This is a genomic window from Sandaracinus amylolyticus, assembly GCF_021631985.1.
Taxonomy (GTDB): Bacteria; Myxococcota_A; Polyangia; order Polyangiales; family Sandaracinaceae; genus Sandaracinus; species Sandaracinus amylolyticus_A.
Window position 1 is genome coordinate 4,689,328 of sequence record NZ_CP070225.1, and the last position, 25,536, is coordinate 4,714,863.

Here is a 25,536-nt window from a genome sequence, read left to right on the forward strand (position 1 = left end):
AGAGTCCGCGCCCGTCGGAGGGGGCAGACGATGGGACGCTCGCTGGGATGGGCGATGCTGGGCGCGATGCTCTGCGCGTCGTGCGCGCGCGGCGCGAGCGACGAGCTGCTGCGCGACGGGGGCGCGCTGGGGATGGCGGTCGTCGACGCGTCGCGTGACATCGAGCAGGACGCGGGGACGATCGAGCACGACGCGGCGATCCCCGATGCGGGCGAGCGCGCGGATGCGCCGGTCGAGCGCGACGCGTCGATGTCGGCGGTCGACGCGGGCTCCGACGCGGGGCCGCCGATGTGCGCGCTCGGATTCGCCGACTGCAACGGGCGCACGAGCGACGGCTGCGAGATCGATGTGCTCCTCGATCCCGCGCACTGCGGCGCGTGCGCTCATGCGTGCCCCGCGACGCTCGATGCACCGCGCTGCGAGCGAGGGACGTGCGTGCGCACGATCGAGCTCGCGCTGGAGGACGCGACCGTCGACGAGAGCACGCCCGATCGCGCGCTCGGCGGCGAGACGACGTTGCTCGTGGACGCGTGGCCGGCGCGCTACGAGGCGCTCCTGCGACCGACCTCGCTCGACGCGATTCCCACGGGCGCGGAGGTGCTCGAGGCGCGGCTCGAGCTCACGTGCTTCGACGAGGGCGACGACGTGCGCGTGCACGCGCTGGGCGCGACGTGGAGCGAGGCGAGCACGCGGTGGTCGAGCCGTCCTGCGCGCCGCGAGCCCGCGCTCGCGAGCATCACGCCGCGCGTGGGGCGCGTCCGGATCGACGTCACGAGCGCCGTGCGCGACTGGATCTCGCGTGGGACCGCCGAAGGTCTCGCGCTGGTGCCCTCGGGCCAGAACGGCAGCGACTACCGGAGTCGCGAGCACGGCGTCGCAGGGGAGCGCCCGCGGCTCGTCGTCGTTCACCGCTGATCGCGCGTCGGCCACGCATCGAGCTCGGGCACCGGAGCGCTCAGCTCGCGCCAGCGGCGCCTCAGGCCGAGCGTCGCCCACACCGCGATCGCCAGCACGATCACGCCGAGCCCGACGAGCAGCGCGTCGCGCGCGAGCGCGAGCGCGGAGATGCCGGCGCCCCAGAGCAGCACGACGCGCACCCCGAGCGCGAACGCGGTCACCGCGCGCCCGACCTTGCGGTTCGACACGATGAAGTCGCGCTGCGCGGCTGGGTCGAGCGCGCGCAGCACGGGATCGTGCTCGAGCATCCGCAGCTCGTCGGGCGTCAGCTTCACTCGGCGAACATCTGCGCGACCGGGACGATGCGGATGCGCTCGCGCGGGATGCCGATGCGCAGCTCCTGGACCACACGATCCTGCTCGAGCACCTCGGGCGGCACGGTGCGCCCCGGGTACTCGATGGGCGAAGGCTGCTCGCTCGCGATGCGATCCGCGAGCCGCGACGCGTCGGGCGCGACGATCGCGATCTGCAGGCGCGCAGGATCGATTTGGCGGCGGATCACCGCGTTCACCTGCTCGGGCGTGAGCTCGGCCCATGCCGCGCGCAGCCGCTCGAGCCACGGGCGATCGACGCCGTAGAACGCGTCGTCGATCGCGTAGCCGAGGCGACGGCTCTCGGTCTGGAGGAAGAGCGCGTAGTAGCCGTCGAGGTAGCTGCGGATGCGATCGAGCTCGGCCTGATCGAGCCCGTTCTCCACGAAATTGCGCAGCTCCGCGATCGCGAGACGCATCCCGAAGTGCGCCTGCTCGGGGCGCAGCGGGCGCAGCCAGATCGAGAAGTACTGCTGGCGTCGCGCGATGTTGGGGAGCGGGAAGACGCCCCACCCTTCCTGCTCGAAGTGCTCGGGGTACGCGTAGTCGCCGTAGTTCATGCCGCGGCGCTCGCGGATCGACTGCATCAGGCGACCGACGAACTGGCGGTGCTGGCCGAGCCACGCGACCGCGAGCACGAGCGCGGGGTAGTCCTCGTCGTCGCGCTGCACGTCGATCGGCATGCCCATCGAGACCGCGACCGAGCTCGCCTGGGGCTTGTCGACGATCCAGATGCGCGACTCGCTCGCGCGCGGCGCGGGCAGCGCGCTCCGGCCGACGCAGGCCTCGCTCGCGAGCTCGCCGACGTCGCGCGCGACACGCGGCGCGAAGCCCTCGGGGTAGCCCCCCGCGACGCCGATCGTCACGCGACCTCCGCAGAGCACGCGCGCGCGCTGCGCGCGCACGTCGTCCAGCGTGAGCCGCGTGAGCGCGCGCTCGGTGCCGAGCTCGGGATGTCCGAACGGATGCCCCTCGTAGAGCATCGCCTGCAGCGTCTCCTTGCCGAGCGTCTCGTCGTCGTTGCCGCGCAGCTCGAGGGTGAGCGCCGAGAGCATCTGCTGCTTCACGCGCTCGAAGTCCTCCGCGCTCATCTGCGGGCGCAGGAGCACGTCGCGGAAGATCTCGTAGAACGCCTCGACGTGATCGCGGTGCACGCGACCGATGAACGTGGTCTGCTCGCGATCGACCTGCGCGCCGAGCTGCGCCGCCATCGGATAGAGCGCGTCGACGATCTGCGCGTAGCTGCGCTCGCCCGCGCCGCCTTCGCTCATCAGGGTCGCGGCGAGCGCGGTCGCGCCCTCGCGCCCGCTGGGATCGCTCCCCGAGCCCGCCTCGAACACCACGCGCACCGTGACGATCGGCGACTCGCTGCGCTGCTCGATCAGCACGGGCGCATCGCGCAGCGGCTCGGTCGGGAGCTCGGCGCCTGTCACGCCCTGGGCCGTCTCGGGCTCGGGCATCGGCGGATATTCGGGCGCGGGGCCCGTGCTGCCGCCACATCCCGCGAGCGCGGCGATGCACAGCATCGAGATCGTCCTCTTCACTGCGCACCTCCCTCACGCTGGGCGAGCGTCGCGACGTAGCGGCGCTCCGGCACCAGGTACGTGCGCGCGACACGCGCGACGTCCTCGGGCGTCACCTGCTCGAGCGCGCGCAGGTAGTCGTCGATCGCCTCGATGCGACCGCTCACCGCGAGCATGCCCGCGATGAAGCCCGCGACCGAGCTCGGCGTCTCGAGCCCCATCGCGAGCGCGTAGCGCAGGTGTTGCTGCACCGCGCGGACCCGCTCCGCGGGGATCTCGCCGGCCCCGATGCGCGTCATCTCGGCCTGGATCGCGTCGAGGATCGGATCGAACGCCTGCCCCGGCGTCATCGCGGCGGTGACCACCAACAACCCGGGATCCCGCGTCTGCTCGCCCGCCCACGACTCGAGCTCGAGCACGCTCTGGTCCTGCACCACGAGGCGCTGGTAGAGCGGCGACGACTCGTCGAACGCGAGGTCGTGCACGATCTGCAGCGCCGCGGTCTCGCGCAGCGCGGCCTCGCGACGGCGCGCATCCGTCGACTCGAACGCGGGGATGCGCCAGCCTACGAACATGCGCGGCGGGGTCGCGCCGGCCCACGGTAGATCACGACGCGCGCCCTGCGTCGGCTCGGGCTCGGTCGGGATGCGCGGACGATCACGACGGCCGCGCCACGCGCCGTACTGCTCGCGGATCTTCGCCATGAGCGCGGCGCGATCACCGTAGTCGCCGACGACGATCAGCGTCGTGTTGTCGGGCGTGTAGTAACGCCGGAAGAACTGCCGCGCGTACTCGTAGCGCGTGGGCATCGCCTCGATGTCGCGCAGGTACCCGATCGTCGTGTGCCCGTACGTGTGGCGCGTGAACGCCATCTCGCTGAGCGACTCCCAGAGCGGCTGCGAGGGATTGCTCGACCAGACCTGGTACTCGCCGCGCACCGCGCCCGCCTCGGTGCGGAACACGTTCTCGTCGTACGAGAGATGCTGGAAGCGATCGGCCTCGAGCTCGATCACCGTCGGCAGCGCGCGCGTGGGCGCGGTGATCGTGTAACAGGTGTAGTCCTGCGAGGTGAACGCGTTGTTGTCCGCGCCGAAGCCCTGGAGCGTGCGCTCGTACTCGTGCTGCGAGTGACGCTCGGTCCCGCGGAACATCATGTGCTCGAAGAAGTGCGCGAATCCGCTGTGCCCTTCTTCGACCTCGTCGCGCGAGCCGACGCGGACCATCGAGTAGTAGGCGACGATCCCCGGGCTCGGCCACTGCACCGTGACGACGGTGAGCCCGTTGGGGAGGCGCTCGACCTCGGGGCGATTCGGGAAGATCGCGTCGCTCGGTCGTGGAGCTTCCGAGGGTGGCGGCGAGCGCCGCGCTGCTCTCTCGGGAGAAGCAGGACGCTCCTGAGCGACCGCGATCACCGTCGTCAGGGCGATCGCGATCAGCGCGAAGAGGGACAGACGTGCTCGCGTCATCGGTTCACTCGCTCGTGGTGAGGAGGCTCGGAAGGTAGTCGGCCGGTGCGGCATAGCCGAGCAGGTGCAGCACGGTCGCCGCGACGTTCGCGAGACCGGCGTTCTTCATCGTCTCGTCGAAGCGGAGCTCGGGCGCGCTCGGCGCGTAGAGACAGCACGGCACCGGGTTCAGCGTGTGGCTGGTCTTCGCCTTCGGGCGGCCCTGCTTGTCGCGCTGGATCGCGCCGGTCTTCTTGTCGCGCTCGTACATCTCGTCGGCGTTGCCGTGATCCGCGGTGATCAGCAGCGCGCCCTGGAGCTCCTTGATCACCGGCAGCAGTCGACCGATCTGCAGATCGACCGACTCGACCGCGACGATCGCGGGCTCGCGCACGCCGGTGTGACCGACCATGTCGCCGTTCGCCCAGTTCAGGCGTGCGTGGCGATGCTTGCCGGTGCGCAGCTGATCGACGAGCTGGTCGGTGATCTCGGCCGCCTTCATCCACGGCCGCTCCTCGAACGGGCGCGTGTCGCTCGGCACTTCGATCCACGTCTCGCCAGCGCGCGCCTCGCTGCGGTTGCCGTTCCAGAAGTACGTCACGTGGCCGAACTTCTGGGTCTCGCTGATCGCGAGCTGCGACACGCCGTTCGCTGCGAGGTGCTCGGAGAGCGTGCGGTCGATCTCGGGGGGCGGGACGAGGAAGTGCGCGGGCAGCTTCAGGTCGCCGTCGTACTGCATCATCCCGGCGAAGAAGACGTCGGGCTTCGGACCGCGATCGAACTTGGTGAACGTGTCCTCTTCGAAGGCGCGCGTGATCTCGATCGCGCGGTCGCCGCGGAAGTTGAAGAGGATGACCGCCGCGCCGTCCTCGATGCGCCCGACCGGCTTGCCGTCGTCGCCGACGATCACGAAGCCGGGAAGGTTCTGATCGATCACCCCGGGCGTCTCGGCGCGCAGCGTCTCGATCGCCTCGCCGAGCGAGCGGAAGCCGCGCCCCTCGCCGCGCACGTGGTGCTTCCAGCCGCGGTCGACCATCGGCCATTCGGCTTCGTAGCGATCCATCGTGACCTTCATGCGGCCACCACCGGACGCGACGCGATAGTCCTTACCGGTCGCGCGGATCTCCGCGAGCACCTGCTCGAGCATCTCGACGTAGGTGAGCGCGCTCGTCTCGGGCACGTCGCGTCCGTCGAGCAGCACGTGCACGCGGACCTTCTGCACGCCTTCCTGCGCGGCGCGACGGATGAGCGCGAACAGGTGCTCGATGTGCGAGTGGACGTTGCCGTCGCTGAGCAGACCGAGGAAGTGCAGCGGCTGCCCGGTCTGCTTCACGCGCGCGATCGCGGTGCGCCACGCGTCGCCCTCGAAGAGCTTGCCGCTCTCGATCGCGGCGTTGACGAGCTTCGCGCCCTGATCGAACACGCGCCCCGCGCCGAGCGCGTTGTGCCCGACCTCGCTGTTGCCCATGTCGTCGTCGCTCGGCAGGCCCACCGCGGTGCCGTGAGCACGCAGCAGGCGGAACGGCGCCTCCGCGATCAGCCAGTCGAGGTTCGGCGTGCGCGCGAGGTGCACCGCATCGCCGTCGTCGCGCGCGCCGATGCCGACGCCATCCATCACGGCGACGACCACCGGGCCCTTCACACCGGGAAAACGAGGATGACGCGCGAGCGTCAGGGACTTGGGTGCCGGAGACATGGGCGCGAGATCTAGCGCCTTCATGCGGCGAGCAAAACCGCCGGTCGCGCGAAAAGACGAAGGGCGCAGCGAGCCCCGACGTACGGTCAGGTCTCGCTGCGCCCGCGCGCAGGATCAGAAGCCGACTTCGAGACCGAGCGTCAGGTCGATGTTGAACAAGAAGTCGGGCACCTGGAACATGAAGTCCGGGTTCACGAAGATCCCGACGTTGCGCGTGAATCGATATCCGACGTTCGCGCCGACGTGGAAGCCGCCGAGACCCGACTGCCCATAGGGCGCGCTCGGCCCGTTGTTCGGCACCGCGACCTGGATCTGCCCGGCGCTGCCGCCCAGGTGCACCGAGACGTTCGGCCCCGAGTCCTGCCCTTCGTCGAACACGCGGAAGTGCACGCGCGCGCCGACGAGCATGAACGAGAGCGTGCCGAGCCCGGAGATCGGCTGGAAGCGCGCGAACGCCGAGATGCCGAGCCACTCGAGCACGTAGTAGCCGACCTCGAGGCGCAGCTGGAGGTTCGCCACGAGCCCCGGGTCGCGCACGAAGAGACACGCCTGGTTGCCGAAGCCCTGCTCGTCGAGCGACCCGCCGCAGACGGTGTCGTTGCCGCTCGCCTCGGTCGACCCGGACACGGGCACGTAGCCGTTGCCGCCCCAGAAGCCGGGGTCGTACGCGTAGCCGGCTGCGGTGTAGCTCGGCCAGTTCTCGATCTCCTGCACGGGGTCCTGCGCGAAGTCGACGCAGTCCACATCGCCCGGCGCGCAGGGGACGCGATCGGCGCGCATGCCCTGCTGCACGTACGACATGCCGAGGCCGCCGCCGATGCGCGCGAAGAAGCGCGGCGCGCCACCACCACCACCGCCGCCGCCGCCTCCATCACCGCCGTCGGCCGGCGCGCAGAGGTCGTCTTCGCAGTTGCCGCTCGTGCACTGCGAGTCGTTCGAGCACGAGTCGCCGAGCGCGCGACCGCCGCTCTCGCAGCCCGCCATGCCGGGCGGGCACTCGCTCTCCTGGCACTGTGTCGGCGGCGCGCGGCCCGGCAGCGCGGGCGCGGGCTGGGTGCGCGACGCGACGATCGGCACCGTGATCGGCGTCGCCTGGGCGCCCGCGAAGCCCACCGGGCTCCCGTCGTTGCCGAACGCGACGACGTAGTACGCGACCTCGGGCTCGAACACGTCGGTGCACGGGATCTCGTAGCCGTAGCCGCCGGCGACGCGCTGCATCTCGACGCGCTGGAACTCGCGCATGCCGTGCGCGCGGTAGTAGAGGTAGACGTGCGCGGGGCGCCCCGGGATCTCGATGTAGACGGGCACCGCGGTCTGCGCGAGCTGCTCGGGCACCGGGACGTGCGTGAGGTTGCCGGGCGCGGCCGCACCGCCGCCGCCTTCACCGCCGCCACCGGTCTGATCGGGCGGAGGCACCTCGACCTGTCCGCCACCACCGCCACCGGTGCCGGCGCGCTGGCGCGCGAGCGCGAACGTCGTCTGGATGTCCGGCGTGCTCGTCAGCGGGTCGAGCGCGACGTTGGGATCCGCCTGCAGCGCCTGCGTGAAGTAGTTGAGGCCCGCGCCGTTGTCGCCGAGGCCGCCGATCGCGACCACGCCGAGGTTCATGTACGTGCGGGCGAGCGGCGCGCCGGTGACGCGCCCGCGCTGCGCGGTCTGGAGCGCCTGGTTGAGCAGGGTCTGCGCCTGCTCGATCTCCAGGTTGTTGTACGCCTCCATCGCCTGCCGGTTCAGGTCGAGGACCTGCTGCAGCGCGCGCTGCGCGTGGGCTGGGGCACTGATCGCGAAGACGCTCGCGAGCGCGATCGCGAACGCGATCAGGGGTGAAGGAAGACGAAAAGCTCGCTCGTGCTTCATGGCGTGGTCCATCGAGGCGCAGTGATGATCGCGCAGCGGTCGGCCCTACCCCCGACACGCGCGGGGAGCATACAGGAAAGTCAAGGCGCCGAACGCGGCCGGGCCCCCGCGTCGGTGCGTCGGAATTCGACGCGTCGGTTCGCCGCGCGCCCGTCGGGCGTCGCGTTCGTCTCGATGGGCTGGGTCTCGCCGTAGCCGCGTGCCGTGAGCCGTTCCGGCGCGATTCCCGCGCGGATCAGGTACTCGCGGACCGAGTCGGCGCGCTGCTGCGAGAGCCTCAGGTTGTGCGCGTCGCGGCCGCGCGAGTCGGTGTGACCCTGCACCTCGACGGTGATGTCAGGGAAGTCACGGAGCACCTGCGCGACGGTGTCGAGCAGCGGGAACGAGACCGAGCGGATCACCGCGCGGTTGGTCTCGAAGAAGACCTGCTGGTGGATGACGATGCCTTCGCTCGTCACCTCGACGTCCTGGTAGACGCGCGGGCAGCCCTGCTCGGCCTCGATGCCCGGCTCGTTGGGGCAGCGATCGGTCGCGTCGGGGAAGCGATCGGCGTCGTTGTCGAGATCGGGGCAGCCGTCGGCGTCCTCGAAGCCGTCGTGGTCCTCGGGCTCGGTGCGGCAGCGATCGGCGTCGTCGAGGATGCCGTCGAGATCGTCGTCGGGCTCGGGGCAGCCGTCGTCGTCGAGCGTGCCGTCGCGATCCTCGGCCTCGAACGGGCAGAGATCGTTCGTGTCGGTGATCGTGTCGCCGTCGGTGTCCTGGTCCTCGGGGCAGCCGTCGGCGTCCTCGACGCCGTCGCGATCCTCGGGATCGTCGGGGCACTGATCGTCGGGATCGAGGATGCCGTCGCCGTCGCGATCGCCGGGCGCGGGCGGCGGTGCTTCTTCTTCGTGGGGGAGGCAGCGCTCGGGCGGGCTCATCCGCAGCGCGGCGCGCGCGTTGGGCTCGGCGAGCGCGAAGTGCTCCTGGGCGCGACCGAGGTTGCCCTGATCGAGCTCGACCTCGGCGAATTCGAGGTGGGCCTGCGCGGTCGCGAGCTCGCGCGGAGCGCAGTTGCGCGCGCCGCGCTCCTCCGCTTGCTGCGTGATGTCGCGCGCACCGCGGATCCGCCCACGGAGCACGGCGGTCGCCTGACACGCGGTGAGCGCGGGCAGCGCGACGACGAGCACGAGCGAGGCCAGACGACGCGAGCGGATCACTGCGCCTCGTCCTCTCGCGACACGCGCATGCGGCGCGACGTCTCCTCCTGCGCGAGCTCGCCCATCTCGCGTGCTCGCTCGGCGAAGCGGATCGCGTCCTGGTAGTTGCCCTCGTTCGCCTCTTCCGCGGCCTTCTCGAGGTACTCGTGCGCGGTCCAGTACTCGTAGGGCGCGTGCTCGGGGGCGCCCGCCTGCTCGGCCTGGCTCACCGCCGACGACGCCGGGAGGATCTGGAACGTGTAGAGCGATGGACCGCACGCGGGCAGCAGCGCGCACGCGAGCGCGACGATGAACGTGCGAGGAGCGCGTGGACGATCGTCGACTGTGCGCGGCGCGGCCGTGGAAGCAGTCAAAGCGCAGAACCCCCGAATCCCAGGGCGAATTCGGCGCGACGCTACCAAGCGCGGCAACGACGCGTCAACAGCGCCGCGGTCGAGATCAGCCCTGACGCCGCGCGCCGAGCCAGATTCGCGCGAGGAGGAACGCGAGGCCGATCGCGACGATCGAGCACATCGCGATCGTGCCGATGAAGAGCGGGCCCTCGGTGAACGGCACGAGCCCGAAGCTGCCGCGGTACTGCGCGTAGCTCCCGACGACCGCGAGGCGATCGCTCGCGGCGAGCGCGGCGCCGATGCCGAAGAGCAGCGAGAGGCCGATCGTCACGCCCGCGACCGTCTCGCGCTGGGTGCGGACCAGGCCGGCGCCGAGCGCGAAGCCGCCCGCGGCGAGCAGTCCCTCGAGCACGAACCCGACGAGCGCGACCGCGGACGGGATGCGCTGCACGTCGAGCACGTAGAGGAGGAACCAGTCGCCGTGGAACGCGTAGAAGTACGCCGACGCGGGGACCAGCACGAGGAAGTCGAAGATCAGGAACGCCAGCGAGCTGCGCGTGATCAGCGCAGGGCGAGGACTGATCTTGAGCTCCGTGCGTCCCGCCAGCGCGGCCGCGATCCCGGTCGCGAACGCGAGGAACAGCACCGTCGGCAGCGGCACGCGCCGAGAGTACGGAGAACCCGTCGGAGGGTCAAAGACGAACGTGAGGGCGCTCGGGTCGCCTCGGGAGGAGAACAGCCGTGCACGGTCGTTCGATCGGAACGGAGATCAGAGCCCCGATAGATCGACCGGGTCTTCTCCCACCGCGCTCACGTGACGCGACGCCTCGGTGAGCACGTCGATGTCCGCCGCGACGTCGAGCTCGCGGCCGCTGATGCTCCCGTGACATCCGCCGCACAGCTCGTTGAAGCGCGCGCGCGGGATCGACTGGCGGATGCGCTCGCCCGGATAGAACTGCATGTGCTCGCGCTGGTGCATCTCGCCGGTGAAGATCGCGTCCTCGCCGAACGCCAGCGGCGCTCCGCTGCGCGAGGTGACGCGCAGCTCGATCGACGCGCCGCCCCGCACCCGGAAACTCGCCGAGCCGTCGGGCGCGAGATCGACGTGACCGAGATCGCGCATCGAGCGGTAGAACATGCCGAAGTCGTCGCTCACGACCTCGCCCATCACGTCGCCGAACGTGTCGGCTCCGTCGGGTGGCGCGAGCGCCTCGAGCACGTCGAAGCCGCCGATCTCGCCGACGATCGGCCGCGACGTGCGACGGTTCGCGAAGAGCAGCGTCGCGAGCATCGGGAAGTCCATCACCGTGATCTCGGCGTCGGTCGCGCCGGGCACGATCCCGGTCGAGCCGTTCACCTCGTCCATGCGCGAGTGGAAGATCTCGCGAGGCAGGCGCGAGTACACCGCGACCGCCTCCACGTCCGCCGCGCCCGCGCGACCGCCGACCGTGCGCACCGCGCCGGTGTCGGGATCGATCTCGCAGAGCTCGAATGCGAAGCCGCCCGCGCGCAGATCGGTCGCCGCGAGATCACACGACACGATCAGACGTCCGCTCGGCAGCGGCGAGGGCGAGCGGTACACGCCGCTGCCTCCGTCGAACGCGCCGGGCGCGGGGAAGCGCATCGAGTGGATGTACGCGCGATCGTTCCCGTCGCGATCGTCCTGATCGGGACCGATCGATCGGTTCACGATCACGATCGTGCCCGCGCCGTCGGCCGCGTCGATCGGCGCTGCGACCATCGCGAGGTTGCGATCGAGCAGCTCGACGATCTCGGTCGCGCTGCGGAACCCGACGCTCTCGCGCTGCGCGAAGAGCGGGTGGTAGTCGCCGCCGTCGAGGTTCTGTCTGCGCCCCGCGAACTGATGGAACTCGACCTCGCGCTTCTCGGTCGAGAAGATCAGGCGCCCGTCGGTCATCAGCGCGGGCTGCAGCTCCTGGTTCAAGAGGAACGTGAGCTGACGGACCGCGCCGCCCTCGTCGACGATGTAGAGGTTCGCGTTGGGACGCATCGTCGCGGGCGCGCGCGTCGGTCCGGTCCGACCGGTCGCGCTCGGATCGAGGTTTCCGCGCGTCGACGCGAAGACGAGGCGACCGTCGGGCGCGAACGCGGGATCGAAGTCGTGCACGAGGATCCCGTTCGCGGTCTCCACGCTCGCGGCGACCCCGGGGATCGGCTCGCATCCGCTGCCGTCGACGTTCACCCACCACAAGCGCAGCGGCGTGCTCGCGCTGGTGCGCACCGCGAACGCGACGCGCGATCCGTCCCACGTCACCGCGGGCCCGCGCACGTCGGCGCTCGCGACGGTGATGCCGCTGCACGATGCGAGCAGCGATCGCTCGGCGCCCAGCGAGAGCGCTCCGTCCGCCGCGAACGTCGCGTCGGCCGCGACCAGATCCGCGCCCGGCCGGTATGTGTCGAAGTCGTCGACGCGACCCACGCCCGCGGGGCGCGAGACCCACACCACCGCGCTCGCGCCGTCGGGCACGATCTCGCCGCGCGTGATGCCGCCCTCGCGCTCGATCTCCCACCACCGCGCCATCACGCAGTACGCGGGGATCGTGTTCAGATCCCCGGCGTCCGCGTCGACGCCCGCGCAGTCGCTGGGGTCCGCGGGGTTCGGCGCGCCACCGTCGCGACCGAAGTCTTCGAAGAGCGATCCCCCGCGATGGAAGAGGCCCGACGCGCCCGACACCTGCTCGTCGGGGAAGAGGTTCTTCGCGATGATGCGGCTCTCGTTGGGCGTGCTCGCCTCGGGCGCGAGGAGCTCGCGCGCCATGCGGTAGTTGCGCACCGTCGCGAGACGACCGAAGTGCCCGCCCGCGCCGCCGCGCAGCCGCAGGTCGTGGAACATCGCGGGCGAGTGGCAATTGAGGAACATGCAGCCCTTGCGCACGATCACCGGCTGCACGCGGTTCGCGAAGAAGCGGAAGCCCTCCTCGTCGGCGTCCTCGGGGATCCACGGCTGGAGCAGCGCGGGCTGTCGCGTCGCGACCTCTTCGGCCCACGCGCGCAGCACCTCGTAGCGCGGATCTTCGACCGACCCGAAGACGTTGCCGCCCTCGTGGAACGTGCCGCCGCGCAACGTCGAGAGCGGACGGCGCAGGAGCTCCGACGTCGAGACCGGCGTGGTGACGAACTGGAGCGCGACCCAGTAGTTCCAGCGCAGCTCCTCGTCGTCCTCGCCGCACGAGAGATAGAGGTCGGCGATGGTCGTGCCGTGGCAGCTCGAGCCCGCGCACGCCTCGCGCAGCACCGGCTGCACCTCGTCGCGGAACCGCTCGAAGAGCGCGGGATCGACGTCCGCGGCCGCAGGGTCGTAGCCGACGACGCTGCCCGCGCCGTGACGGCAGGGACCGATGCTCTCGCTCAGCGTCTCGTCGGGCACGCCGCTGCGCTGATGGCCCGACGAGGTCCACTGCTGCAGCAGCGCGAAGCCCGTCGTGCCGAGATCGACGGTCGAGCCACCGGCGTGACGGATGTCGGTCTCGACGCGGACGAAGCGCTCGTCGGGGCGCGCGGGATCCGGCGGGTCGAAGGTCTCGACCGAGACCTGCACCGGATCGCCCGGCTTCATCAGCAGCAGCGGCAGCGGGTACGGCCCGTATGCGGTGAAGAGGTCGTCGCGCCGCATCGCCGCGTCGTACGACGTGAGGTCGAGGCTGCCCGCGCTCAGGCCCTCGGGCGTGCCGAGGTGGCATCCGGTGTTCTGTCGCACGCAGCTCGTCGACAGGAGCGGCTGGATGCGCTCGTCGTAGTACGAGCTCTCGGGCAGATCCGGCGGGCCGCAGCCGATCGTCGACACGAGCGTCAGGGCGACGACGCACACGGCTGCGTTCTTCGTCCTCATCGAACCTCTCTTCGCTTCTTCGATCTCGCCCGGAACGCGAAGGGCCCGCAGCGCTTCGCGCAGCGAGCCCTTCGTTCGTCTTGCGCTCTCGCGCACGCCTCGAGACTACACGATCAGCGCATGCGGATGGCGACTTCGATCGCGTCGAGCACGCGCGTCGAGCGCTCCGTGCCCTGCGCCTCGCGCAGCGCGGCGCGCGCGTCCGCGGTGCCGATGCGACCGAGCGCCCACGCCGCCGACTGACGCACCATGTCGTCGGTGTCGCCGGTGACCATCGCGGCGAGCGCGGGCACCGCGGCGTCGACGTGCATCGTGCCGATCACGAGCGCCGCGCGGCGACGGATCGATCCTTCCGTGCTCGCGAGGAGCGGGAGCAGCGCCTCGTGGTCGCGGAAGAAGTTCACGTGCAGCACCACGCGCAGCGCCGCGTCCTGCACCTGGACGTTCGCGTCGCCGAGCGCCTGCGAGATGAAGGGCAGCGACGCCGCCGAGTTGATGCGCGCGAGGCCGCGCACCGCCGCGACGCGGACCTGCACGTCACCGTCGTTCGTCAGCGCGCGACCGAGGTGCGCGACGCCGTGCGGATCCATGAACTCGCCGATCGCATCGGCCGCGACCGCGCGACGCGCCGGATCGGGATCGCTCTCCAGCACCGCGCGCGTCTCCGCCATGATCGCGCCGAACCCGAAGGGACGACGGCGCAGCCACCACGCAGCCATCTCGCGCACCCGCGCGTCCTCCTGCGGGTCGAGCATGCGCTGCTCGAGCAGCGGCACGCACTCGTGGCACTCGACGCGCTCGCCGTACTCGAGCAGCGTCTGCAGCGCGACCGGGGAGCTCCTGCGCGCGACGTCGATCGCGTTCATGAGCTGCTCGCGCGTCGGCGCCTGGGTGTGGGGGCTGATCTCGCCCTCACGCGAGTAGGGCCTGAAGTCCGGCGAGCCGGTCGCCTGCGCCGAGGCGCTCGCGACGGGGCCCACCAGCAGCGCGGCGAGGACGAAGAGCTTGATGATCGTCTTCATGATGTGCCTCTTCATTCCTGCTCGAGCTCAGTACTCGGTGCCCGCCCAGTTGCCCGCGCCGTCCACGTTCCAGCGCGAGTAGTACTGACCGCCGAGGTCCGCGGCGCGGATGAGCACGAGGCGATCCTCGCGCGACACCGTCACGCCCTGGTCCTCGGGGTGCAGCGGGTGCGCGTCGTCGCTCCACGCGCGCGTCCCCGCCTCGTCCACCGCGTTCATCACCTCGACGAGGCGGCTTCCGCGCGCATCACCGGGGACGATCCACTCCGGCGCGACGGTGCCCGTCGCGACCGAGTCGCCCATCATCGCGCTCGGGTAGAGCAGCGAGACGTACGACGCCGGATAGGTCACGACCTCGCGCTCGTAGTACGTGCTGATCGGGCGGCTCGACAGATCGAGATACGGGATCTCGAACGTCATCATCTCGCCCTCCATCGTCGTGACGTTCACCGTGTACGTCTGACCGGCGAAGGGATCGCTCGCGCCGCCGTCGTGGCAGCCGACGCAGTTGCGATCGAGCACGTCCTGCACGTTCTGCACGCTCGCCGCGCCCGCCCACGGCAGCTCCACGCGATCGGGGATCGTGCGGAACGTCGAGGTGTCGGGGCCGACCGACTGCGCGACCGTCGTCGCGCCCATGCGCGGGATGACCTCGCCGGCGCGCGAGCTGTGGCAGCCACCACACTGGCGCGACTCGCCGGGCATCGCCTGGATCCACAGCATCTGGTTGCGGATCGCGAGGCCGAAGCGATCGATCGGCTGCAGGTGGTAGGGCAGGTACGCGGGCACCTGCGCGCTCCAGCTGCCGTCCTCGTAGACCGGCGTCTCACCGAGGATCGCCGCGCCCTCGTGCATCGTCAGGCCGAACTGACCGACCGCGCCGATCTCCGAGCTGAAGCCCTCGATGATGCGCACGTGGGTCGCCTCGAGCAGCGCGTCGTGCAGCGACACGCCCTCGCCGAACTGCGCGCCGCGCACGGTCTCGCCGAGCGAGGTCTCCGCGACGTCGATCGAGCCGATCACCGCGGGACGCGCGGGCTCGAACGCGCCGCTCACCGTCGACGGGATCACCGCGGGCTCCTCGCGCGGCATCACCGGCATCGCGTACACGTCCCAGACGTTCGGGTCGTCGTAGACGAGCGTGCGGCGGCCGCTCTCGACGTCGTAGAGATAGATGCCGAACTGCGGCGCCGACTCCGCGAGCTCGTTGCGATCGTTCACGTCGCCGTCCGACCACGAGACCAGGATCTGGCCCTCGAAGCCCGTGATCGCGCGGGGGTGACGATAACGACCGACGCCGCTCGGCGGGCTCTCGCTCTCGGTCGGGACCAGCGGCGTGAGGTTCTCGAACGTCGCCTGCTGCACGTCGATGCGCAGCGGGTCGCGGCCCTCGCGAGCGCGCGCGTCGATGCGGATCACCGCGCCCGACTGGATGGTGCGGCTGCGGCTGGTGCCGATCGCGAGGAACTGACCGGGCGCGATCTCGGTCGCCTGCACCAGCGAGTTGAAGTCCGCGTTGTCGCCCGCACCGCGGTTGAACTGGCCCGCGATCGCCTCCATGCCGGAGCAGTCGGGGTTCATGCGGAAGAGCTTCACGTCGTTGACGGGGCCGAGGTGCTCCCAGCGCGAGAAGCCGATCTGGCCGGCGTTCTCGCCGTCGGTGACGAGGAAGGGATCCGCGCTGTGCGAGAGGTTGTGCGCGCAGAGCCGGCGATCCGCGTCACCACCGTCGATCGACACCGTCGCGATCTGCGTGACCGCGCGGCCGTGGTTGTACTCGTCGGCGCGCGTCCCCATCACCGTGTACGGCTCGTTGGTCACGAACGCGATGCGATCGCCGGGCACGAAGATCGGGCGGATGTCGTCCCAGTCGCCGAACGTCAGCTGACGCACCTCGCCGGTGCCGTCCACGTTCGTCACGAACACGTGATAGTGGTCGTCGTCGGCGTGGCGCATCGAGAAGACCACGCGGCGCGCGTCGAACGAGAGGTCGAGGCCGTTCACGTCGACGCCCTCGAAGCCCTCGGTGAGGTTGCGCAGCGTGCCGTCCGGCGTCGGAGGCTCGAGCACCATCACCGCGCCGCCCGGCGTGTAGCGCTGGTAGTCGATGACCTGGCCCGAGCCGCTCGCGACGTCGTGCGAGAGATCCTCCCGCTCGTACGCGCGCTGCACGAACACCAGGGCTTGGACGCCGGGAAGCGCGCTGTCGCCGCCGCCCCCGCCGCAGCCTGCGAGCGCGATGCCTGCGGTGCCTAGGCACACAGCGCCGAACAGCGTCCCTGCGCGCGACCACCACCCGTTCCGCATGCCCGCCTCCATGTGCCGCCGGTCCTTCCGAGGGCGCTGCCCCGTTACCAAGCGCCGCCCTGCTCAGGGTCGGCCGTCGTCGGGCGGGGCAATGTGCAACGCTCGATCCACGCTACCACGGATCACGTAAGTGACTGCATCCACTCGTGATCCCGTGAGCGACGAGCGGCGCGATCCACGTGGGGCGGCGACCCCGCGGGGGCGGAGGTCGGGGTCACGAGCCCCCGTGTGCAAGCGCAACGTCGGCCCGGTGTGGGGACGAATCGCATCCTGGTGGGGTCGCCGGGCTTCCCTATACTCGGCGCGATGTTCGACGTCGCCGCGGAGTTCGAAGCCGCGCTGAGCTCGGGGAACTGGGCGATCGCCCTTCCCCTCATCTATCTCGCCGGCCTCGGCACCGCGCTGACGCCGTGCGTGTACCCGATGATCGCGATCACGGTCTCGGTGTTCGGCGCGCGCCAGGCCAAGACGAAGGTCGAGGGCGCGATGCTCTCGACCGCGTACGTGCTCGGCATGTGCGCGCTGATGACGCCGCTCGGCGTGTTCAGCGCGCTCTCGGGCGGCTTCTTCGGCGAGTGGCTGAACTACCCGGTCGTGCTGATCGGGTTCGCGGTGCTCTTCGTCGCGCTCGCGCTCGCGATGTTCGGCCTCTACGAGCTCAACCTGCCGCCCGCGCTGCAGAACAAGCTCGCGGGCGTCGGCGGCATCGGCCTGAAGGGCGCGTTCGCGCTCGGCTTCGCGATGGCGCTGATCGCGACGCCGTGCACCGGGCCCGCGCTCGTCGCGCTGCTCGCGTGGATCGGCAACACCGGCAACGTCGGGCTCGGCGCGGGGGCGATGTTCCTCTACGCGCTCGGCCTCGGGACGCTCTTCTGGGTGGTCGGCACCTTCGCGGTGTCGCTCCCGAAGAGCGGCCGGTGGATGGAGATGGTGAAGAGCGTCTTCGGCATCGTGCTCTGCGTGATGGCGCTCTACTGGATCAAGGATCTGATCCCCGGCCTGATGGACGCGTTCGAGCGCACCTGGCTGGTGCTCGCGATCGCGCTCGGGGTGGCGGCGATCGGGCTCGCGGTGGGCGCGGTGCACCTCGACTTCCACGAGCCGAACGTCGCGGTACGCGTGCGCAAGGCGCTCGGCATCGTGCTGGCGACGACCGGATCGTTCGCGGTGCTCGCGTGGATGATCACGCCGGCGCTGGGCCTCACCTGGCGCGAGGACTTCCAGGCCGCGCTCGCCGAGGCGCGTGAAGAGGGGCGCCCCTACATCGTCGACTTCGGCGCGTCGTGGTGCCAGGCGTGCGGCGAGCTCGAGCGCAACACGTTCACCGATCCCCGCGTGATCGAAGAGGGCTCGCGCTTCGTCGCGGTGCACGTCGATCTCTCGCCGGGGCAGGACACCGAGGAGAAGCGCGCGCTGCTGCGCGGCTACGCGCAGCGCGGCCTGCCGCTCGTGGTGCTGCACGCGAGCGATGGCAGCGAGGTGCACCGCGTGACCGAGTTCATCGAGGCCGAAGAGCTCCTGTCGCTGATGCAGCAGGTGCGCTGATCGTCCCCGGATCGCGGAAGCGCGCGACGACGCTCGCCTCGCACACTTCGGAGCCTGACGCGGGGCCTCCTCATCCGTGATGCAGCAGGTGCAAGAGCGAGGTGCGTCGCATGCCCGAAGGGCGTAGGATCTTCTCGTGTCCTCGATCCGCGCACGCGTTCGCGACGGCCGGCTGATCGTCGATGCTCCGACCGACCTTCCCGACGGTCTCGAGGTGACGCTCGCGATCGTCGACGACGATCTCGACGACGATTCGCGTCGTGCCATGGAAGCATCGATCGAGGAGTCGTACGCGCAGATCGAACGCGGCGAGATGTTGGACGCCGCCGACGTGATCCGTGGCCTTCGCGCGCCGCGGCGCTGATGCTGCGCGCGAAGCTCACGCCACGCGCGCGCGGCGAGCTCACGCGGATCACCGAGTGGTGGCGAGCGGAGCGACCGTCCGCCCCCGAGCTCGTTCTCGACGAGCTCGAAGCTGCGTTGGCGACGCTCACGACCGCACCGCACCTGGGCGTCGCGTATCCGCGTGCGCGACCAGGAACACGGCGCTTCTTGCTCACGCAGACGCGGTTCCACGTCGACTACGCAGTTCGAGGCGGTGACCTGATCGTGCTCTCGATCTGGAGCTCACTCCGCCGTCACGGCCCGCGCCTGGGGTGATCCGATCTCCGCGCCCGGGGCTAGCGAGCGCTGGTCGCCGGTGAGAGCGTCCGCGCATGGCCACCCGCAAGAAGACCCACGAGGACTCCATCCAGTACGACGCGAAGCTCGGCGAAGGCGCGTTCGCTTCGCTCGCCTCAGCCCGGCGCGCGCTTGGCGAGAGCGTCGACGTCGCGCCGCGCCTCGACCTCCGCGAGGTCGCGGTGCTCGCCCTCGGCATCGCCCGCCGCATCGCCGAGCCGCCGATGCGCCAGCGCTTCCGACACGTCGAGAAGGAGCTGCCCGGCGAGCTCGTCGACCGGCTCGGGCCCGCAGCCTGGGCGCTCTGGCACGCGGCGGTGCAGCGCGAGACCAAGGACGCGACCACGCCCGACGCGATGCTGCCCGCCGCGCTCGTCGCCGACGCCACCGCGCTGAAGACGACGATGCTCCGCGTCGTGTCGTACGTGCTCGCCGACGACGAGACGGCGATGCGCGAGCTCGCCGCGATCGTGAGCGGCGTCGGCTACCTCGACCTCGCGAGCGACCTCGGCCGGCTCGCGACCCTCTACGACGCCCACGCCGACGCGCTCGCCGCCGACACGCTGCGCTACCGCGACGGCGACGTCGACCGCGCCCGCTCGCTCGCGGCGCGCATCGTCTCGGCGCTCGGCGATTCGACCGACGACACCTGGGCCGATGCGGTGAACCGCTCGTACGCGGTGCTGGCCACGACCTACGAGCCGATCCGGCTCTTCGGCATCGCGATGTACCGGAGCAGCAAGCCCGACGAGCTCTTCCCCTCGCTGTTCAGCGTGCGCGCCGCCCCGCAGCGACGGGCGCCCAGCGGCGGAGAGCCCAGCGGCGGAGAGCAGCCGAGCGGCTGACGGAATGGTCTGGCGGAGGGTGTCGACACCGACCTTCCAGACGATTTCGTCTGGCGGAGGGTGTCGACACCGACCTTTTTGACGATTTGGTCTGGCGGAGGGTGTCGACACCGAGCTTTTTGACGATTTCGTCTGGCGGAGGGTGTCGACACCGACCTTTTTGACGATTTCGTCTGGCGGAGGGTGTCGACACCGACCTTCCAGACGACTTCGTCTGGCTGCGCGTCCCAATTCAGGGTCACTGAGTGCGGACCGAGCGGGCGAGCGCGCGCTGCCCGAGCGCGAGGCCGATCACCGCGAGCACCACCCCGACGATCGCGCCGCCACGCCCGTTGCCGGTGCCGACCGCGCCCGTGGAGGTCGCCAGGTGCAGCGCCGCGAGCGCCATCCCGATCACGGCGAGCACGAGCGCGACGATCGCGCCGTCCCGTGCGTGGCCCACCGCGAGCCTCCCGTGGGCGCGCGCGGTCGCCCAGCCTCCGGTGATCACCGACGCGAGCGCGATCAGCGCGGCCACGGTCGCGCCGGCGCGCCCGGAGCCGGTCCCGATCACGCCCGCGGCGGCCTGCGCCGCGGCAGGCGCCGCGGGCCACGCGAGCAGCGCGGCGACGACGAGGACGGCTCGAGCGCGGACGAGGAGAAGGGTCTGCATGGGCACGGACGTACCGCCCGCCGGCGCGCGCGGATTGGACGGATTTGAACCTCGCGCGTTGCGAGCTCGAGCGAGCGGGCCCAATGGCTCGGGTGCGATGCGCGGCGCGTCCAAGCCCTACCAGATCCACACGCCGGCGGGGCCGCTCGCCCGCTACGTGGAGTACCTCTGGTCGCTGCCCGATGCGCCCTCGCAGGGGCGGGGGAGCATCCTGCCGAGCGGCACGCTCTCGCTCGTCGTCCACCTCGACGAGGACGAGCGCCGCATCTACGACGTCGACTCCCCCGTCTGTCGTCGGTTCTCGGGCGCCGTCGTCTCGGGCGCGCACGGTCGCCCGTTCTTCGCCGAAGGGCGCGAGCACACGTCGGCGGTCGGCATCCACTTCCGCCCCGGCGGGGCGTGGCCCTTCTTCGGCGTCGCGCTGGGAGAGCTCGCGGATCGACACGTGGACCTCGACGCGCTCTGGGGCGCGTCGGCGGTGGAGCTGCGCGATCGGCTGGGCAGCGCGACGACCTCGGCCGATCGGTTCCGCATCCTCGAAGCGGCGCTGCTGCGGCGGCTGGAGCGCGCGCGGCCGGGCCACGACGCGGTGGCGGTGGCGCTCCGCGCGCTCGAGCGCGGCGACACGAACGTCGGCGCGATCTCCGACCACGTCGGCCTGAGCCGACGCCGGCTCATCGAAGTGTTCACCGCGCAGGTCGGCGTCACGCCGAAGAAGTTCGCTCGCCTGCGGCGGTTCCAGCGCGTGCTCGCCGCGACCCGACGCGTGGACGCCCCGCGCTGGTCGCGCGTGGCGCTCGCGTCGGGCTACTTCGATCAGGCGCACCTGATCCGCGACTTCGTGGAGTTCTGCGGCGTCTCCCCGGGCGAGTTCGCGCGCGTTCGCGACCTCGACGCCACGAACCATCACGTGCGGCTGCCCGAGTGGGTCCGTCAGCGCGCGAGCACCTGACGCAGCGTGTCGGCGAACTCGTTCGGCTGGCCCATGAAGCCGCCGTGATCGCCGGGAAACATCGTCGGCTTGGTGCCGAGGCGCTCCGCGAGCGCGATCGACGTGCGCGACGTGAGCAGGTGGCCCGAGGTCTCGCCGAGGCCGACCACGACGCGCGTCTCGGACGCGCGCAGCGCGGCGATGTCGGGCAGGTAGCGCGTCGTGCCGCGCAGCTCGTGGAGGAAGAAGCGCGCGCTGTTGCGCAGGTCCTTCTCGGTCGGCTCGCCCGGCGGGCCGGCGTGCTCGCTCACGTCGAAGCCCGCGTTCTTCATGAACTGCATCCACGCCGCGCCGACCCCGTGGCGCTGGTAGATCGCGATGTTCTCCTCGGTCATCGCGCGCAGCTGCGCCGCGTCGGGGAGCAGCTCGAGCAGCGGAGGCTCGTGCGCGACGAGCGTGCGCAGTCGGCCGGGGTGTCGCGTCACGAGCGCGAGCCCGGTGACCGCGCCGCCGCTGCTGCCGAAGAGGTCGGCGGTCTTCGCGCCGAGCGCGTCGAGGATCGCGACGACGCAGTCGGCGCGCAGCTCGGGCGTCGACTCGAGCTGCGGATCGTCGAACGTGCTGCGGGAGATCCCCGGCGGGTCGTGGGTGACGACGGTGTGATCGCGCGCCAGCGCATCGGCGAGCGGCCCGAACATCACGGCGTCCATCGGCGAGCCCATGACGAGCAGCACGGGACCTTCGCCGCGGACTTCGTAGTGGAGACGTCCGCCGCGAACGGGGAGTGTGTGAGTCGTGGTCATGTCGGTCGTCCTTCCTCGAGCGATGGAGGTAGACGCCCGCACGCGGCGCGACTCATCGGCGGTGCGCGCGAATTCGTCCTGCGTGCGATGATGCGGTCGGTGCGCGCGCTGCTGCCCATCGCGATCCTCCTCGCTGCGTGCAGCGCCGGGCCCGACGATCCCCTCGACGCGGGTCCCGATGCGCGCGCGACCGGCACGCTGCACCTCGGTGAGGGCGAGCTCGCGTTCCGCGCCATCGAGGACGGCGACACGCTGCTGCTCGCGCGGGGGTGTCAGGGCAGCCAGCACGTGTTCGTCACGCTGCGCAGCGAGGACATGGATCCGCGCGGCATGGTGGTGGAGCTCGAGCTGGTGCGCGAAGGCAGCGGCGAGAGCGTGAGCGGTGAATTCCGACTGCGTCTCTCGTTCACGCCCGACGCGAGCGGCGCGTTCGCGCAGCTCACCGGGCTCACGCTGCAGGTCGCCGAGCCCGACGGCGCGATCGGCGACGACCTCGTCCTGCGAGGCCGCATCGAGGATCGGACGGGCATCGAAGCACACGCCGAGCGTCGCGTGCGCATCGAGTGGGGCACCCAGGTCTGCAGCGAGCCCTCGGGCTGAGCTGTTCTCCCCGGGGGAGGCTGCGCGCCTCCCCTCTCGACCCCTCGAGCTGCGCGTGGGTCCCCACCCACTTGCGGCCTCGCGCGGCGCGATCTCGACGTCGATCTCGTACGGGATTACACCGCCCTCGACGTGCTGCTCTACATCCCGTGGTTCCGCGCCGAGGCGTGGATGATCCCGACGCCGTGGGGCACGCCCATCGCGATCCATCCCTTCGGCCTCCTCGTCGCGACCGGCGTCGTGCTCGGCGCGTGGCTCGCGCGATGGAAGGCGCAGCGCGACGGGCTGCACCCCGAGACCGTCATGAACCTCGCGGGCTGGGTGCTGATCCCCGGGTTCATCAGCGCGCACGTCTTCGACGATCTCGCGTACCGACCGCAGCTCGTCGCCGAGCAGCCCTGGCACCTGCTGTTCATCTGGGACGGCATCTCGAGCTTCGGCGGGTTCTTCGGCGCGGTCGCGGGCGCGTTCGTGTGGTCGCGACGTCGCAAGCTGCCGGGCCTCGCGTTCGCCGATCCGATCGCGTTCGCGTTCCCGCTCGGGTGGCTCTTCGGTCGGACCGGGTGCTTCGTCGTGCACGATCACCCGGGCCGCGTGACCACGTTCTTCCTCGGCGTCGCGGACTACGAGGTGGGGTACCCGCCCTATCAGGTGCGCCACGATCTCGGGCTCTACGAGGTCATCTGGAGCGCGCTGGTCGTCGGGTTGTTCTTCTTCCTCGCGCGCAAGCAGAGACCGCGCGGGCTCTACCTCGCGCTGCTCGCGCTGCTCTACGCGCCGGTGCGCTTCGGGCTCGACTTCCTGCGCGCGACCGACTTCGCGATGGCGGACACGCGCTACTTCGGGCTGACCCCGGGGCACTACGCCGCGATCGTGCTCGTGGTCATCGGGACGCTCACGGCCATCACCGTGGCGCGTCGCCCTTGGCCGGAGATCCCGCGCTGGGCGCGATGGCCCGAGCCCGGGCCCGAAGAAGTGCCCACCGAGAGCGCGACGTAGAGCGGCATCGTGCGTGCTTCGTCTCTCGCGCGGAGGACGAAGCGATGGAAGCGAGAGCGAAGCTCCTCGGGCACCCGATCCACCAGATGCTCATCCCGATCCCGTTCGGGCTGCTCGCGACCGGTGCCGTGCTCGACATCGTCGCGCAGTTCTTCGACGACCGCGCGATCACGGTCGTCTCGTTCTGGAACATCGCGATCGGCGTCGTCACCGGCCTGATCGCCGCGGTGTTCGGGCTGATGGACTTCACCAAGATCCCGCGCGGCACGCGCGCCAAGCGGGTCGGGCTCGTGCACGGGATCGGCAACGTGATCGTGCTCGGTCTCTTCGCGGCCGCGCTCTACCTCCGCGCGGACGAGTACCGCTATCGCGTCGGCGAGCTCGCGCTCTGGCTCCAGGTCGGCGGGCTCGCGCTCGCGGGCGTCACCGGCTGGCTCGGCGGCGAGCTCGTCGATCGTCTCGCGATCGGCGTCGACCCCGACGCGCATCCCGACGCGCCGAGCTCGCTCTTCCGGCGCCGGGCGCGGGTGCGTCGCGAGCCCGTCGTCGCCGAGGACGAGGTGATCACGCGCCAGTCGGTGCGGAGCGACACGCCGCCCTACGGGACCCCCACGCGCGCCTGAGAGCGGGCTTCACTTGCGTTGATCGAACGCAGGTGAAGCGGAGCGAATCGGTGGGAGGGAGGCTCCGGCCGATTCACTCGGCTGGAGGGAGGGTCTGCGGACAGACCCTCCGGCAAGAAACGGAAGAGCACGAATCAACGCAAGTGATTCGTGCTCTTCGATCGACGAGAAACCCGGAGCGAAGCTCCGGGCGGTAGAGTGCGCGGCGCATGACCGCCCTCCTCTACGGCGCCTACGGGTACACCGGTGAGCTCACGGCGCGCGTCGCGCGCGAGCGCGGCCTCGATCTGATCCTCGCAGGGCGCGACCCCGGCAGGACGATCGAGGTCGCGGCGCGCTACGGGATGCCGCATCGCGTGTTCTCGCTCGACGATCCCGAGGCGCTCGACACCGCGCTCGAAGGCGTGCGCGTGGTCCTCCACTGCGCCGGGCCCTTCTCGCGCACCTCGCGCCCGATGGTCGACGCGTGCCTGCGCAACCGCGTGCACTACCTCGACATCACCGGCGAGCTCGAGGTGTTCGAGGCGTGCGCGCAGCGCGACGAGGACGCGAAGCGCGCAGGCGTGATGGTGCTGCCGGGCGCGGGCTTCGACGTGGTGCCGAGCGATTGCCTCGCCGCGCACCTCGCGCGCCGACTGCCCGACGCGACGCACCTCGCGCTCGGGTTCCTCGGCACCGGCGCGGTGTCGCACGGGACGGCGACGACGATGATCGAGAACATCCACCGCGGCTCGGCGGTGCGTCGCGACGGGCGCATCGTGCCGATCCCCGCGGGCTCGATCGTGCGCACGATCGACTACGGCGCGCGCCGGCCGCGGCTCTCGATGGCGATCCCGTGGGGCGACGTCTCGACCGCGTTCCACAGCACGAGGATCCCGAACATCGACGTGTTCATCCCGGCGACGCAGCAGATGATCGCCGGCGCGCGCGCGATGACGCTGCTCGCACCGGTGATGGGCTCGAGGCCGGTGCAGCGCCTGCTCAAGCGCGTGGTCGACGCGCGCCCCGCGGGCCCGACCGACGCGCAGCGCGCGAAGGGCGCATCGTTCCTGTGGGGCGAGGTGAAGAACGCGAAGGGCGAGACGCGCGTCTCGCGGATGCGCGCGCCCGAGGGCTACACGCTCACCGCGGACGCATCGCTCGCGATCGTGCAGCGCGTGCTCCGCGGCGAGGCGAAGCCGGGCTTCCAGACTCCGTCGCGCGCGTTCGGTGCGGACTTCGTGCTCGAGCTCCCGAACGTCACGCGCAGCGACGAGTAGCGGGAGCTCCGCTCAGGAGAGAAGAGAGCGAGTGCCGCTGAGGAGAGCGCCTCACGCGCCTCGGATCGCATCCATCGCACGGCGTGATCCGAAATCGCC

General features: G+C 71.1%; 23 protein-coding genes. 10 read left to right on the forward strand and 13 right to left on the reverse strand.

Annotation, left to right across the window (positions count from 1 at the left end; genetic code table 11):
- The first annotated feature begins 30 nt into the window (after positions 1 to 30).
- Positions 31 to 915, forward strand: a complete 885-nt coding sequence (locus I5071_RS19820) for a DNRLRE domain-containing protein (protein ID WP_236607049.1) — start codon at positions 31 to 33, stop codon at positions 913 to 915.
- On the opposite strand, the gene I5071_RS19825 is transcribed toward I5071_RS19820, so the two are convergent.
- The 11 genes from I5071_RS19825 to I5071_RS19875 all read right to left on the reverse strand — a co-directional run bounded on the left by I5071_RS19825 (position 906) and on the right by I5071_RS19875 (position 16,499).
- On the reverse strand, positions 906 to 1,232 hold the full coding sequence (locus I5071_RS19825) for a hypothetical protein (protein ID WP_236607050.1): 327 nt from the start codon (positions 1,230 to 1,232) through the stop codon (positions 906 to 908). The two genes, I5071_RS19820 and I5071_RS19825, sit on opposite strands and share 10 nt — an antisense overlap.
- Entirely contained in the window at positions 1,229 to 2,812 is a 1,584-nt protein-coding gene (locus I5071_RS19830; RefSeq protein WP_236607051.1) for a M16 family metallopeptidase, read from the reverse strand. The genes I5071_RS19825 and I5071_RS19830 overlap by 4 nt, the downstream gene beginning before the upstream one ends.
- Positions 2,809 to 4,257 (reverse strand): M16 family metallopeptidase, encoded by a 1,449-nt coding sequence (locus tag I5071_RS19835; protein ID WP_236607052.1) that lies wholly within the window; start codon positions 4,255 to 4,257, stop codon positions 2,809 to 2,811. The genes I5071_RS19830 and I5071_RS19835 overlap by 4 nt, the downstream gene beginning before the upstream one ends.
- Positions 4,258 to 4,261: 4 nt before the next feature.
- On the reverse strand, positions 4,262 to 5,932 hold the full coding sequence (gpmI, locus tag I5071_RS19840; protein WP_236607053.1) for a 2,3-bisphosphoglycerate-independent phosphoglycerate mutase: 1,671 nt from the start codon (positions 5,930 to 5,932) through the stop codon (positions 4,262 to 4,264).
- A gap of 114 nt (positions 5,933 to 6,046) precedes the next feature.
- Positions 6,047 to 7,801 carry a hypothetical protein gene (locus I5071_RS19845; RefSeq protein ID WP_236607054.1) on the reverse strand — a complete coding sequence of 585 codons (1,755 nt, stop codon included), beginning with the start codon at positions 7,799 to 7,801 and terminating at the stop codon, positions 6,047 to 6,049.
- A 68-nt stretch (positions 7,802 to 7,869) separates the two neighbouring features.
- Positions 7,870 to 8,988, reverse strand: coding sequence for an OmpA family protein (locus I5071_RS19850; protein WP_236607055.1), 1,119 nt, complete (start codon positions 8,986 to 8,988; stop codon positions 7,870 to 7,872).
- Positions 8,985 to 9,341: a DUF4398 domain-containing protein gene (locus tag I5071_RS19855; RefSeq protein WP_236607056.1), complete on the reverse strand. Its 357-nt coding sequence runs from the start codon at positions 9,339 to 9,341 to the stop codon at positions 8,985 to 8,987. Before I5071_RS19855 ends, I5071_RS19850 begins: the two co-directional genes overlap by 4 nt.
- Before the next feature lie 85 nt (positions 9,342 to 9,426).
- Complete coding sequence (locus tag I5071_RS19860) at positions 9,427 to 9,981, reverse strand: hypothetical protein (RefSeq protein ID WP_236607057.1); 555 nt, start codon at positions 9,979 to 9,981, stop codon at positions 9,427 to 9,429.
- A gap of 108 nt (positions 9,982 to 10,089) precedes the next feature.
- Positions 10,090 to 13,170: a TolB family protein gene (locus tag I5071_RS19865; protein ID WP_236607058.1), complete on the reverse strand. Its 3,081-nt coding sequence runs from the start codon at positions 13,168 to 13,170 to the stop codon at positions 10,090 to 10,092.
- 113 nt (positions 13,171 to 13,283) lie between these two features.
- Positions 13,284 to 14,192, reverse strand: coding sequence for a HEAT repeat domain-containing protein (locus tag I5071_RS19870; RefSeq protein ID WP_236607059.1), 909 nt, complete (start codon positions 14,190 to 14,192; stop codon positions 13,284 to 13,286).
- Positions 14,193 to 14,219: 27 nt separating this feature from the next.
- On the reverse strand, positions 14,220 to 16,499 hold the full coding sequence (locus I5071_RS19875; protein ID WP_236607060.1) for a hypothetical protein: 2,280 nt from the start codon (positions 16,497 to 16,499) through the stop codon (positions 14,220 to 14,222).
- 306 nt (positions 16,500 to 16,805) lie between these two features.
- Here I5071_RS19875 and I5071_RS19880 point away from each other — a divergent pair, with 306 nt between their 5' ends.
- The 4 genes from I5071_RS19880 (at position 16,806) to I5071_RS19890 (ending at position 19,570) form a co-directional block, all read left to right on the forward strand.
- On the forward strand, positions 16,806 to 18,044 hold the full coding sequence (locus tag I5071_RS19880) for a protein-disulfide reductase DsbD family protein (protein ID WP_236607061.1): 1,239 nt from the start codon (positions 16,806 to 16,808) through the stop codon (positions 18,042 to 18,044).
- 214 nt (positions 18,045 to 18,258) lie between these two features.
- Positions 18,259 to 18,408 (forward strand): hypothetical protein, encoded by a 150-nt coding sequence (locus I5071_RS19885; protein WP_236607062.1) that lies wholly within the window; start codon positions 18,259 to 18,261, stop codon positions 18,406 to 18,408.
- Entirely contained in the window at positions 18,408 to 18,704 is a 297-nt protein-coding gene (locus I5071_RS47010; protein WP_419249638.1) for a type II toxin-antitoxin system RelE/ParE family toxin, read from the forward strand. The genes I5071_RS19885 and I5071_RS47010 overlap by 1 nt, the downstream gene beginning before the upstream one ends.
- A 56-nt stretch (positions 18,705 to 18,760) precedes the next feature.
- Positions 18,761 to 19,570, forward strand: a complete 810-nt coding sequence (locus I5071_RS19890) for a hypothetical protein (protein WP_236607063.1) — start codon at positions 18,761 to 18,763, stop codon at positions 19,568 to 19,570.
- Positions 19,571 to 19,808: 238 nt separating this feature from the next.
- On the opposite strand, the gene I5071_RS19895 is transcribed toward I5071_RS19890, so the two are convergent.
- Entirely contained in the window at positions 19,809 to 20,222 is a 414-nt protein-coding gene (locus I5071_RS19895) for a DUF6223 family protein (RefSeq protein WP_236607064.1), read from the reverse strand.
- On the opposite strand from I5071_RS19895, the gene I5071_RS19900 reads away from it, so the two are divergent.
- Entirely contained in the window at positions 20,221 to 21,174 is a 954-nt protein-coding gene (locus tag I5071_RS19900; RefSeq protein WP_236607065.1) for a helix-turn-helix domain-containing protein, read from the forward strand. The two genes, I5071_RS19895 and I5071_RS19900, sit on opposite strands and share 2 nt — an antisense overlap.
- On the opposite strand, the gene I5071_RS19905 is transcribed toward I5071_RS19900, so the two are convergent.
- Positions 21,156 to 21,956 (reverse strand): alpha/beta fold hydrolase, encoded by an 801-nt coding sequence (locus I5071_RS19905; protein ID WP_236607066.1) that lies wholly within the window; start codon positions 21,954 to 21,956, stop codon positions 21,156 to 21,158. The genes I5071_RS19900 and I5071_RS19905 overlap by 19 nt on opposite strands.
- A 99-nt stretch (positions 21,957 to 22,055) precedes the next feature.
- Between I5071_RS19905 and I5071_RS19910 the strand changes: the two genes are divergently transcribed.
- The 4 genes from I5071_RS19910 to I5071_RS19925 all read left to right on the forward strand — a co-directional run bounded on the left by I5071_RS19910 (position 22,056) and on the right by I5071_RS19925 (position 25,437).
- Positions 22,056 to 22,556 carry a hypothetical protein gene (locus tag I5071_RS19910; protein WP_236607067.1) on the forward strand — a complete coding sequence of 167 codons (501 nt, stop codon included), beginning with the start codon at positions 22,056 to 22,058 and terminating at the stop codon, positions 22,554 to 22,556.
- A 132-nt stretch (positions 22,557 to 22,688) separates the two neighbouring features.
- Positions 22,689 to 23,555 (forward strand): prolipoprotein diacylglyceryl transferase, encoded by an 867-nt coding sequence (locus tag I5071_RS19915; protein ID WP_236607068.1) that lies wholly within the window; start codon positions 22,689 to 22,691, stop codon positions 23,553 to 23,555.
- 44 nt (positions 23,556 to 23,599) lie between these two features.
- Positions 23,600 to 24,178 carry a DUF2231 domain-containing protein gene (locus I5071_RS19920; protein WP_236607069.1) on the forward strand — a complete coding sequence of 193 codons (579 nt, stop codon included), beginning with the start codon at positions 23,600 to 23,602 and terminating at the stop codon, positions 24,176 to 24,178.
- A 209-nt stretch (positions 24,179 to 24,387) separates the two neighbouring features.
- Complete coding sequence (locus I5071_RS19925; protein ID WP_236607070.1) at positions 24,388 to 25,437, forward strand: saccharopine dehydrogenase family protein; 1,050 nt, start codon at positions 24,388 to 24,390, stop codon at positions 25,435 to 25,437.
- Positions 25,438 to 25,536 lie beyond the last annotated feature (99 nt).